10 protein-coding genes and 1 tRNA gene are annotated in these 12,051 nt (G+C 43.9%); 2 read left to right on the top strand and 9 right to left on the bottom strand.

The window, feature by feature from the left end:
* Positions 1–95: 95 nt before the first annotated feature.
* Positions 96–193: transfer RNA gene (locus PGZ10_RS12450), tRNA-Sec, on the bottom strand.
* Between the two features lie 145 nt (positions 194–338).
* Between PGZ10_RS12450 and PGZ10_RS12445 the strand changes: the two genes are divergently transcribed.
* Together PGZ10_RS12445 and PGZ10_RS12440 are read left to right on the top strand one after the other, a co-directional pair.
* The gene (locus PGZ10_RS12445; protein WP_117823717.1) at positions 339–1,370 is read left to right on the top strand and encodes a proline racemase family protein; all 1,032 of its coding nucleotides are present in this window, start codon (positions 339–341) and stop codon (positions 1,368–1,370) included.
* Between the two features lie 136 nt (positions 1,371–1,506).
* Positions 1,507–2,094, top strand: coding sequence for a TetR/AcrR family transcriptional regulator (locus PGZ10_RS12440; protein ID WP_008372489.1), 588 nt, complete (start codon positions 1,507–1,509; stop codon positions 2,092–2,094).
* A 273-nt stretch (positions 2,095–2,367) separates the two neighbouring features.
* On the opposite strand, the gene PGZ10_RS12435 is transcribed toward PGZ10_RS12440, so the two are convergent.
* From PGZ10_RS12435 to PGZ10_RS12400, 8 genes are all read right to left on the bottom strand, one after another.
* Entirely contained in the window at positions 2,368–3,570 is a 1,203-nt protein-coding gene (locus tag PGZ10_RS12435) for a Wadjet anti-phage system protein JetD domain-containing protein (protein ID WP_270541552.1), read from the bottom strand.
* Between the two features lie 6 nt (positions 3,571–3,576).
* Positions 3,577–6,945 (bottom strand): SbcC/MukB-like Walker B domain-containing protein, encoded by a 3,369-nt coding sequence (locus PGZ10_RS12430; RefSeq protein ID WP_330674286.1) that lies wholly within the window; start codon positions 6,943–6,945, stop codon positions 3,577–3,579.
* Positions 6,929–7,555, bottom strand: a complete 627-nt coding sequence (locus PGZ10_RS12425; protein ID WP_173690096.1) for a DUF4194 domain-containing protein — start codon at positions 7,553–7,555, stop codon at positions 6,929–6,931. The genes PGZ10_RS12430 and PGZ10_RS12425 overlap by 17 nt, the downstream gene beginning before the upstream one ends.
* Before the next feature lie 28 nt (positions 7,556–7,583).
* Positions 7,584–8,942 (bottom strand): Wadjet anti-phage system protein JetA family protein, encoded by a 1,359-nt coding sequence (locus PGZ10_RS12420; RefSeq protein ID WP_270541550.1) that lies wholly within the window; start codon positions 8,940–8,942, stop codon positions 7,584–7,586.
* A gap of 171 nt (positions 8,943–9,113) precedes the next feature.
* Positions 9,114–9,350, bottom strand: coding sequence for a DUF3343 domain-containing protein (locus tag PGZ10_RS12415; RefSeq protein ID WP_008372464.1), 237 nt, complete (start codon positions 9,348–9,350; stop codon positions 9,114–9,116).
* A complete protein-coding gene (locus PGZ10_RS12410) occupies positions 9,350–9,553 on the bottom strand; it encodes a sulfurtransferase TusA family protein (protein WP_022220208.1) in 204 nt (67 codons plus the stop codon). Before PGZ10_RS12410 ends, PGZ10_RS12415 begins: the two co-directional genes overlap by 1 nt.
* 69 nt (positions 9,554–9,622) lie before the next feature.
* On the bottom strand, positions 9,623–10,720 hold the full coding sequence (gene yedE, locus PGZ10_RS12405) for a YedE family putative selenium transporter (protein WP_270541549.1): 1,098 nt from the start codon (positions 10,718–10,720) through the stop codon (positions 9,623–9,625).
* Positions 10,721–10,901: 181 nt separating this feature from the next.
* The gene (locus PGZ10_RS12400; protein ID WP_270541548.1) at positions 10,902–12,041 is read right to left on the bottom strand and encodes an aminotransferase class V-fold PLP-dependent enzyme; all 1,140 of its coding nucleotides are present in this window, start codon (positions 12,039–12,041) and stop codon (positions 10,902–10,904) included.
* Between the last annotated feature and the right edge of the window lie 10 nt (positions 12,042–12,051).

Genomic DNA, 12,051 nt, shown 5'->3' with positions numbered 1-12,051 from the left:
CAAAAAAGAAAAGCCACCGTACTGTTTCCCCTAAAACAATACAGCAGCTTTTCTCTTTATCTTTTTAAGGCTTTTCGCCCAAAAACCTCTCTTTTTGGCGAGGGCATGTGGGAATCGAACCCACCCAGGACGCTCCTAACGCCCCACACTGGTTTTGAAGACCAGGAGACACACCAGTTATCCATCTACCCCCATATATTGATTATTCCAATCAAGCTTATTCATTATAGCAAATTACCATTGACTTTTCAAGTATTTTCGTACATAATATTTTTAAAGAAAACTGAACTGCATACTAGACTCTGGTCTGGTCTTTCAACTAAGGAGGAATATTAAAAATGGAAATCAATCCAAAACTGAATCTTGACGCATTTGAGGCATCTTTCCATGCGATTGACACACATACAGTTGGGGAATTTACAAGAATCATTACATCAGGTTTCCCGAAGCTTGAAGGGGATACCATGATCGAACGTAAGAACTTTCTTGCAAAGCATTACGACAAATACCGTCAGGCTCTTATGTTTGAGCCACGTGGACATCATGATATGTTTGGTGCTCTTCTGACAGATCCGATCCACCCGGAAGCTGATTTTGGTGTGATCTTCATGGACACTGGAGAATATCTGAATATGTGTGGTCATGGAACAATCGGTTCGGTTACAGCAATCATCGAAACAGGACTTGTTCCTGCCGTAGAACCTTATACAGAAGTTGTTCTGGATGCTCCTGCAGGAATTATCCGTACCAAAGCAGAAGTCAAAAATGGAAAGGTACTTAATGTAACACTTACTAATGTACCGGCTTTCCTTTACAAAGAAAACCTCACAACAGAAGTTGATGGCAGAGAAGTTCACTATGATATTTCTTTCGGCGGAAGCTTCTTCGCACTTGTTGATATCGAACAGTTCGGATGGCACGTAGATCCACAGTCAATCCCACAGCTTACCGATTTCGGTATGAAGCTGATCGAAAAGGTCAATGCCGAAGTAGAGATCCGGCATCCGGAACTTGATATCACAACTGTCGACCTCGCAGAGCTTTACTGCTCTACCGATACTCCTGGATGCGACAAACGTAATGTCGTTATCTTCGGAGATCATATGGCTGACCGTTCTCCTTGCGGAACCGGAACCAGCGCAAAGCTCGCCACCCTTTACAAAAAAGGTGAGATCAAAGTTGGACAGCCTTTTGTATATGAAAGCTTTATCGGCTCTCAGTTCAAAGGCGTAATCTTAGACACTACAAAGGTTGCCGACTATGATGCCGTTATTCCGCAGATTACCGGAAGTGCTTATCTGACAGGGGAATCTACTTATGTGATCGATCCAGATGATCCGTTAAAATATGGCTTCAAAGTAGGCCGTTAAGTCAAAATCTTTCAGGAGACAGAGCTATGTATATGGCTTTGTCTCCTTTTTTTGTAAACAAATTACTTTCTTGTTATTTCATGTCCATTCTGCTATAATAAAAAAAGATTACTATTTTCAAAGGAGGGGAATTTTCATGCCAAAGAAAAGAAGTTCCACCAAAAGCCGTATCATAAAAGCCGCGTGGAATCTATTCTACAAGCATGGTTATGAACAGACCACTGTTGATGAGATCATCTCGGCTTCTAAGACCTCAAAAGGAACCTTTTACCACTATTTTAAGGGAAAAGAAGCTCTTCTCAACACACTTTCTTATCTGTTTGACGAAAAGTATGAAGAGCTTGCAGGAATCGTAGATCCGGATCTTTCCGCTTATGACAAGCTGTTATTTTTTAACCATGAACTATTTCATATGATTGAGACCAGTGTCGATGTCGGGCTTTTAGCCTCCCTCTACTCGTCCCAGCTGATCACCAAAGATAAGCGCTCCCTTCTTGAAAACGATCGTTACTATTTCGTGTGGCTCACTGAGACAATCAGCACTGCACTGAAAAATGGAGAATTCAACGGCACCAGTACTGCTGATGAACTTCTGAAGATTTATGCAATGTACGAACGTGCTGTTCTTTATGACTGGGCATTATGCAAAGGCAAGTATTCTCTCACCGCATACAGCGACAAGCTTCTTCCACATGTACTTGATCAGTTTGTAGAAGGATTTTAATTCTGTCATTTTTTCATTGACAGTATAGACACCCTTCTGCACATGGATCATCGCACTACAATCGAGTAGGCTGACTCCTACTCGATTCTTATACTTTGTACATCATCTCGCTTAACAGCTCGATGATGTACATTCGTCAAATGCAGATCCTTGTGCAAGCACAAATCTGCACTTAGCTCATCGTATACACAAAAAGACCAGAACCCGCCCCACTACCAGGGCATTCTGGTCTTTTTCTTTTCACTGCCGCACTTTTCCCTTAAGCACTGCACTCTATTCTTCAATCAGGAAGCTTTCCTGTTCGATTCCCTTTCCGGTTTCAAGAAGCTTTTCTTTTAACTCCTCTAAAAGTGGAATATTTACCTTTTCCAGCTTTTCCATCGTCTCTTTCGAGATTGTTTTCGCATATTCTTCATATTTCTCGTAGGTCTCCACATCCATCTGCAATGGCTTTATTCCCGGGAAAATATGCTTCTGGATATATTCAAAAATCCGGATTCCACCGTAATCCATATCTCCGCTGTGGAATACTTCCACGTCTTTCCCTTCGATCACTCTCTGCAGCTTCTTCAGAAATTCTCTTTCAAGTGGTGAAAAATATCCATGACTGTAGATATAAAGGATCTCCGGATCATATTCCATCGCAAGGTAATTCGTCTTATTCTCGATCGTCACGATTTTTTTCAGTGCCGGCTGCTCTACCTCAACCATTGCATGCTTGACTGTCTGGCTGTTCAGCACAACTCCATATGTAAAATCGGAAAGATCCACTCTTTTTGCTTCTGATCCTTTCCAGATCTTCAGTTTAAGCGGTCCTTTAACTGCCAGTTCCTGGGAATTTTCTTCGATCAGCAGCTGCTCCAGAACCGTCTGGATATCCATATCTGCCGTAATCTCCGGGCAATATCTCCTTGCAGCCGTCACCACATTTCGTTCCATCTCCCGCTCGAAGATCTTGCTGTCCTTCAGATAGCGTTTACTGAAAATCCGCTTCATCATCGGTTCTTCCAGAGAGTCCAGTCCCCGGTAACAGTCCAGATATTTTTCCAGCTTCTCTATATTTTTCGGCAGATCACCTTCTGCGATCCGCTCTTTCAGCTTTTCCAGATAATTCTCGATCCATTCTTTCTGAAAGCCTTCCGAAAGCTCCTGGTCAATCATACGTATATAATAATTTACCTTCGCCTGCTTCGGCCAGTATTCTTCTCCACTTTCGCTGTCTGCAAGACGGTAAAAATCCGGAAGATGCTCTACCTGATATGCCACAAGCTCTACATCGCTGTCTGGGACAACCCATTTTTTCACAGTCAGAAGTCCTGCTCTTTCTAGGCGCTGCACCTCTTCGATCAGCTCTTCTTTCCCACAGGCATCATAATCCTCCTGTGTGATCCGAAGGGTCCTCCCTCCAGTCGCTCCTTCCCGCCAGTCACGGCTGCTGTTCTCACATCTTTCTATAATCCTGTCTACCAGATACATTTTCTATCACCCCTGTTCTTCCTCATCCGCAAGCTGTGCGAACTCGTTTTTTTCAAATTCCTGAATTGATATATGCCGTTTATTCGGGTTGGCATATACAAAGGTTTTATCAACATTTTCCAGATAATTCTGGATCTTATCATTTGTGGCACTGATGATCGCCTGGAAACCAAGTCCACGGATCAGCGCAATACAGCTTGCCACCTTCTCGGCATCCATTTTTGAAAATGCCTCATCCAGAACGACCAGTCTGAGTGTCGGATTCCTGTGGATTTTCGGGGAAAGATTGATCCTGTAAATCTGTGCAAAGCTTGCAAGAAGTGCAACATAAAGAGGATTTTGCCCTTCTCCTCCGGAATTCTTACGGATCATCTTGCCAAGACCGATTTTCATGTCTTCCTCACCCTGGACAATCTGCTGCATGTCGAAGGAAAGATAAGTACGGTAATCCGCGTACTTGTCCATATTTTTCTTCGCCTCTTCCAGTTCCTCATGGGTAGCATTTTCCGGTGGGATAAATATGCCGATCAGTTCATTCATCATATCACCGTAGTTTTCTTCATGCTCCATCGTGAACAGATTCATCTGGTTCTCAATAGAACCTGAAAGCTGTGCCGGATTGATCTGCAGGGTATCATCCATAAACATCTTATAGTACTTTCCGTCTGCACCCTTATTCTTCGTGATCACAAACTGGTACTTATCTTTTCCGAAATCCAGCCGGCTGATGATCCGGTTCAGCTCATCTCTTCTCTGGTAGGCCTCGCGGATCGCACTGCGGATCTTGAAAACAAAGTCATCCTTGAAGTGCTCAACCGCTGCCTTTGCCTGTTCATTCGCTGCCTGCCGGTAGGTTTCCAGATTATCACACGACAGGCTTTCCAGAAGCTCCTGATAAACCTTATTATCTTCTTCTACCACTGAAAAATTACGCTGCGTATATTTTTTGGTATAAGCACTGCGGGCTACCACCAACTCCTGATAGATCTCTTCTTTTTTCTTTCCAAGCTGCTGCAGCTGCCTTGCACTTGCCTCTTTTAAATAAATATAGTTTCTGCTTTTCTGTGCTTCCAGATACTCTTCAAACTGCTTCTCAAACCTTTCGTTTTCCTGAAATTCTTTCTGGATTCCAGAAAGTGCAAATTCCGACTCTGTAATACTGTTTCTGAATTTTTCGATTTCTTCCCCGTTTTTCCAAATTTCTTTCTCTGTCTTCGTGATCTCTTTCTGCTTTGCATCCCGTCTTTCCTGCACTTCTTTCATCTGTGCTTCCAGAGTATCGACTGATTCTGCACGCAGTTTCTGTAGCTTTTCAAGTAAATCTTTCTTACGGGTTTCTTTTCCCTTTATCGCCTTTGCATCCAGGATCTGGCTGATATAATCCTCTGTCGGAAGTGACATTGCTTCCAGTTCCAGAAGTTTCTTTGCCTCTTCCACAAGTGCCGCAAGTGGAAGCCTCTTCTCCTGAAGCTCATCACAGTGCTTCTGAAGCTGCCGGATCCTCTGGCGGAGACTAATCTCTCCGATATAAGCACGTCTCGTATAATTTTCCGGATTAATATGCTGCAGACGATAGCTGTGGTACAGCATACAGTCCGGTGTCACACCAATCCTGCACTCCCTGAGTTCCTCAATGTTCTCACATTTCATGACATTACCAAGAAAGAAATTGATGTAAGACTGCACGTATTTTTCTTTTGCTTTTACTTCTTCTGCAAGAGCGCCCTGCCGGACAATGTGCTCTTCTTCCATAACCTTTTCCGTATCCAGAATTGCAGCACGGAAGAATTTCTTCTTATCCATCTCCTGATAAATATCCATTGCCGCTTTTGCGTACTTCGGCTCTACGATCAGCAGAAGTTTATTATTTCCCATATAGCCTTCCACTGCATTGTGCCATCTTTCATCCCGGATTTCCAGAAGATCTGCGAGAATCTGCACGGAAACAAATTTTCCACAATTCTCCTGCAACCGGTTCTGTAGTTCCAGCCTTGCTTCTTCCAGCTCTTTTGGATATGCTTTTCTTCCCTGTTTCAGCTCTTTTAGCTCTTCTTTAGCTTCCCGTTCTTCTTTCTTGATCTGACGAAGTGTACTGTCCGTATCCCGACGTTCTTCTTCGATCTCCGCACGCATCTGTGCGATATTTTCTTTCAGCCTTGTAAGTTCGCCCTCCGAAATCGTACCGGCTTCAAACTTATCAATATCCCAGATTGTCTGGTTGGACGTAATCTCCTGTTCTTTCCATGCTGCAAGTCTCTGTGCTGTCTTTGTGAGACTCGCCTTGCTTTTTCCCAGATGTTCCAGAGTCTCGTTAAGTCCTGCAAGTTCTGCTTCCAGTGCTTTATAACCACTGTTATTCAGACGAAGTAACAGCTCCTCATGCTCCTTTTGCAGTTCTCCACTCTGGCGCATCAGCTCGGCTTTCGTATGCTCCTGTACCTTGATACCTTCTTCTCTGGTTTTAATCTTATCATGGAGTCCCTGGATGTCCGTCTGCAGACGGAGCATTTCCAAACGGGTAAGACGGTAGTCACATTCCCTGCTTTTTTCTCGTTTCTCATCAAAATCCTGATAGATTCCATCGATCTTCTTTAGTTCCTCAATCTCTTCCATCGTTGACTCAATCTTGCTGCGCATTCTGCCATACTGCATGATACTTTCTTTCAGATCCTCAATCTGGATATCCTGTTCCATACAGATATATTCTTTTACAAATTCTTCCAGCTTGATATTCATCCGAAACGGGATTGCCCGCTTAAAAAGACGTGGGAACTTTTCTTTATCCAATCCGCCCAGATACACATCATAAAGCTGACGGCGAAAACGCTCATTGCTCGGTCCGCAGTAGAATGCCTCTTCACCAAAGGTACGCTGCAGATATTCTCTTATTTCCACAGTAGAAAGACATCTCTTTTCTCCCCGGTAAGCATTTTCAAGCAAACCACTCCTGTGCCAGAAGAACAGGCGACTGATCTCATTCGTCGCCGTCTCCACGTCAAATACAACTCCCACACACTGTTTTTCATGGGTTCTTGTCTGCTCCAGCTCGATCACGATCGTACTGGAAAAATTCTTGTTCCGCAAATACTGGGACTCATTATTTTCACTGATGTTCACCATTCCGCGCAGATACTCGATCAGAGTACGATCCGAATCATCTGCTGCTGCCTTGTTGAAAAATCCACGCCCGTCCGTGTTGGCATAGAGCACAATCTGAATTGCATCGATAACCGTTGATTTTCCACTTCCGGAATGCCCGGTGAAAAAGTTGATTCCTTCGCTCAAAGTCAGTATTTTTCTGTCTATATAATGCCAGTTGTTCAGGCAGATTTTTGAAATCGCCCAGAACGGCTGCCTGTTATCCAATGTCTCCAAGAGTCTCCTCCTCTTCTTCCCGGCTGCTTCCAAATGATTCCAGAACTTCTCTCACCGCATCTCCCTGCAATACTGCATGGATACACGGATAGATCAGAAGTCTTGTACTTTCATTTAACTCTTCCAGTACATCCAATGGCTCGATCAGCTGGTATTTTTTCAGCATGGCAATAGTTCTTTTCATCTCAGTCGGTGACGGGATACTGCGAAGCACGCGAAAATCTCCTGCTTTTCCGTTGAGTGCCCCCAAGGTTGTCACAATCTGGCTACTCGACGAAACCGATGCCATCTGCTCATCATAGATCAGTTTCAGCAATAATATATAAATAGTCGCAAGACGCGGAAGCTTTTCTCCCCAGACCATCTCATCCTGAATATAGATCAGACCCAGATGTACATTCTCGCATAACGTAATGCCGGCAATCTGGAAATACATTTTCAGAAAATCAATGTGCTTTTCGCAGATACGGTACTCTCTCTGATACTGGAGTCTGCCCGCACGCTTGTCAAACTTCCTCTCCAGAAGAAATGTCTGTCTATAGAGAAGCCTGATCACATCTGTCAGATCTTCCTGTTCTTCCTGCGTAAGCTGCTCAAAATATTCTATCATTCATTCTCTCCAATTTTGTCTTCTTTTTCTATAAATGTCTTCTTACAAACTTCAGTGCAGGATAACGGTATCCGTTCTTTTCAATCGTCTCCGCATCCTCTTCCAGCGTTTTATATTTGCTGTTCTTACGGGTACTTAAGTCATATGCCAGAATCAGCTTTTCAAAATCCTCCTCTGATGTAAGGGAAAGTTTTTCTGTATCCAGTACATCTTTCTCTATATGCTCTTCGATAAATTCTTCAATCTGCTTTTTGCTGAATCTGCGCTTGATCCGGTTCAATCTGAGCACATCTTCCTTGTCCAGATCATCCACTTCTTCTTCCGGTGCCATCTGACTTACAAAATCCTTCCGGCTTCTTCTTCGCTTATAAAGAGATTTTTCTGACAGGATTTCGACCAAAGACAGATTCATCTTCTCCCCCGTCTTTTGAATGACCTCTTCATAATCATCCTCTGACATCCGGTTCAGGAGCTGAATCACCAGTCCCTTCGTGTCACTCTCTCCGCTCAAAAGATAATTCAGCCTCGTCACCGTCGCACGCACATATTTGCTGTGCTCCTTATCCATATTGGAAATGCGGTGCTCGATATCGTCAAAGCCTCTCTCAATCATATCCAGAAGCTCCAGAACGTCTTCACCGGTATCTCCGGTTGCCCTGGCACGCTCACGGATCTTCTCGATCCATTCCTCATCATCCCGCATCTGACGCAGGCATTCTTTGATATCTGTCTTATAGATATAGAAATTATCCGAAGTCTTGAGGATGTGATATTTTTTTCGGACGATCTCTTCTACATAGCCGTCCAGATGCTCCTTCAGAAGATCTCCGTAAAACTGCTGTTCCAGAAGCCTTGCAAAAAACTTGTCCATATTGTGTAGCATATCCTGCAATGCTTTGTTGAGCCGTCTGGTATTGATAAGTGCTGTCCGGAGCATATTCATATTCACCCTTGGATCATTCCTGAATGAAAACAGCGTTGCATACACATTCTGGATATAGATCTCTGTCTCCTCCAGATCCTCCGAGGAAAGCCGCTCAAACGCATCGACAAAGACTGCCGCATAATCCGGAATCACGATGTTCGTCACCAGTGTATTATAATCTTCAATTTTCTTCAGCCATCCTTTTCGGATCAGCCAGTTCAGAATCCTTGCTGACGGCGTTTCCAGCATATCGAACTCGGTCTCATCTTCTTCCCGCTTAAGTTCGATCTGTTTCTTCATATACAGACCACGAAGCACCTGAATACATACTTCCCTGGTCAGGAAATAATTGCTGTACTGGTATTCTTCATTGATCGCCATCAAAGCATCAATGTATGTCTCTCTGTTCACAGAACGGAACAGACTCCAGAAACCCTCCGGAATTTCAAAACGTAACTGCATGCCTTGCCTTTCTGTAAATTCATAAATTTTTCCATTATCTATAAGTATACCATATTCTAGTCTCTAAATGGAAAAAATTATTTTTCTTGTTCCACGAATATTCTCAGTAAACGGAAAAAGGAAACCGCAAAAATGATTCCTCATCTTGCGGTTTCCTCGTTTTACCTCTTCTTATACCATACACTCGTGGATCTCTTCTTCTTCAAGACCAATTCCCTGCATGACATTTTTCAGTTCTTCCCTGCATTCCAGTGGTGCGCACCAGGAAAGCCCGCATCCTGCTGAAATACTTCTCGGCACCGGAATCATACGTCCCTGTGCACCAACTTTTTTACATTCTTTTTCCATCGCCATCGCATCCGCTGTTGTGTGGAATGTGATGACCAGCTTTAACTCTTTTTTTCTCATTATTCAATCACAATTTCAAATTCAGAGCCCTTCTCGGTAGAAGTTGCCTTCTTTCCTTTGTCCTTCGCAAACTTCTCAATATTCGTCTTCTGGTGAGGTTCGCTCACAAGAACCTTGATCGGTCCGTTTGCATTCTTCAGTGCCTCTGCGGTAAGCATCAGCGGTTCCGGACACGAAAGTCCTCTTGCATCTACTTCCTTCATATTTTTTACCTGCCTTCCTAGCATATCATATTCCTTATGGATTATCTATCCAAATTTTGTAACTTCTGATTATTTTGCCTGTTCTCTCTTGTTCGTAAATGCAATGATAAAGCATGCAATAATACAGATGATACAAGCAACCTTTCCGTTCGGAGTAACTGCTCCCGCAACAACCTTTCCAGTCTCTGCATTCATTGCGGTTCCGCTTGATGCAAGTCCGAAGTTATGGCAAAGTGCTGCTGCCAAGAACATGCCAAGTACTGTCACTGCTGAATCAGAAGAACCCTGTCCTGCAAGGATCAGCTGGCGAAGCGGGCATCCGCCGGCAAGAACTGCCGCGAATCCTACTGCATACATGCCAAGGATATTCCACAGATGGTTGGAATGTGCAATGATTCCAGGTGTGTTAAATCCAAGTACGAATCTTCCTGTTGCCAGGTTGAAGATCAGCATTACTACAAAAAGACCTGCAATAATTGTAAGAAGATCAAAGTTCTTCATTAAGATCGCATCACGGATTCCGCCGGCGAAGCACATTCTTGATTTCTGAGCAAGTGCTCCGAAAATAAGTCCGCCGATCAGTGACATGATAATTGGTGCATGAAGACTTCCAGGACCTGCTTCACTTGCTTTGAGAAGTGTTGAGCAAGTTGCAAGGATCAGAATACCAAGCATCAATACCGGAAGCACTGCTCCACTTTCTTTATTCGTCTCATGCGCACGTCCAAGGCTGAATCCTTTTTTCAGGGCAAATGCTCCTGTTCCTACTCCAAGTACAAATCCAATCAGTGCTACCCATGCATTCAGGTCACCTGCTGACATACGGATTACCATACGGAGCGGGCATCCAAGGAAAATCAGGGAACCAATCATAATTACCATACCAAGGATAAAGCGGATCATCGGTGAAGATCCTGCTGTTGAACGGTACTCTTTTGTTGCCACTGAAATAATAAATGCTCCGATTACAAGACCGATGATCTCCGGTCTTGCATACTGTACAACTTCGGCCTGGTGAAATCCCAGTGCTCCTGCCGTATCACGGATAAAGCAGGCAATACAGAATGCCATGTTTGCCGGATTACCAAAGTAAGCCAGACATGCAGCTACAAGCCCACACAGAACCCCCGCAAGTGCAAGCTTCTTCTTTGAATCTGATAAATTCATTTCTCTTCCTCCTTCGTCTTTCTCTCATTCGTCATTTTGACTATTAAAGGCTTTTTTGTTACCTTATAATTATACCTTTTGCACAACTTTTTGTCCAATTCATAATTAAAATAGACCGATATATATATTGATACTATCAATACTATACCGGTCTTCTATCAATCTCTGATCTTATAAAATTTTACTCTTCTTCTGCAAGCTCGCAGACTGCCCGGATTGCAGTATCCACTTCTTCCTCTGTGTTATAGTGGGAAAAACTGAATCTGACAGCCCCCTGCTCTACGGTTCCAAGCGCCTCATGCATCCGTGGTGCACAGTGTCCTCCTGAACGGGTAGAAATCCCATAATCTGTCAGAAGTGCATCGCTGACTTCTCCCGAATCATAATCTCTGATATTCAGGCTCACTACCGCACAGCGGTCCATGCTGCTGAAATCCCCATAAATTTTGACTCCCGGGATTTCTTTTACCCCTTCATAAAACCGTTTCATCAATGCCTGTTCCTTTGCACGGATCGTATCAATTCCTGTTTCTTCCAGATATCCGATCGCAGCATCCAGTCCGGCAATTCCGTGTCCGTTAAGTGTTCCTGCTTCCAGTGCTGTCGGCATCTCTTCCGGCTGTGTCTTACTATAGGTCTGCACACCGGTACCGCCTGAAAGAAGCGGCCGGACATGAACGCCTTTTCTCACGTACATTCCACCGGTCCCCTGCGGTCCTAAAAGTCCCTTATGGCCGGTAAAACACAGAATATCAATATGCATCTTCTGCACATCGATCGGAAATACACCGGCAGTCTGTGATGCATCTACCACAAACAACAGACCATGCTTCTGGGCAATCTCCCCGATCCGCTCCACATCCACTTTGTTTCCCGTCAGATTAGAACCATGGGTACAGACAATTGCTTTTGTATTCTCTTTGATTGCTTTTTCAAAATCTGCATAATCCAGAGTTCCTTTTTCATCACATCCAAGGAATGTCACTTCAACTCCCTTTTTCTCCATCTCATAAAGTGGTCGGAGAACAGAGTTATGTTCCAAAACCGTAGAGATCACATGGTCTCCCGGATTTAAGATCCCCTTGATCACAATATTCAGACTCTCCGTTGAGTTCATGGTAAATACGATCTGTCTTGCATCTTCCGCCCCGAAAAAACCTGCAAGCTTCTCTCTTGTGTCATATACGGTTCTTGCTGCTCCGAGAGATGCCTCATTGACACCTCTTCCTGCATTCCCCATTGAGCACATTGCTGCGGTAATCGCATCAATTACTTCCTGTGGTTTGCGCATTGTGGTTGCTGCATTATCTAAATATATCATATTGATCCTC

The organism is Coprococcus sp. AF102-57, from assembly GCF_027686195.1.
Lineage (GTDB): Bacteria > Bacillota > Clostridia > Lachnospirales > Lachnospiraceae > Allocoprococcus > Allocoprococcus comes.
The sequence above is the reverse complement of the archived record's forward strand: the minus strand, read 5'-3'. Positions and strand labels throughout refer to the sequence as shown.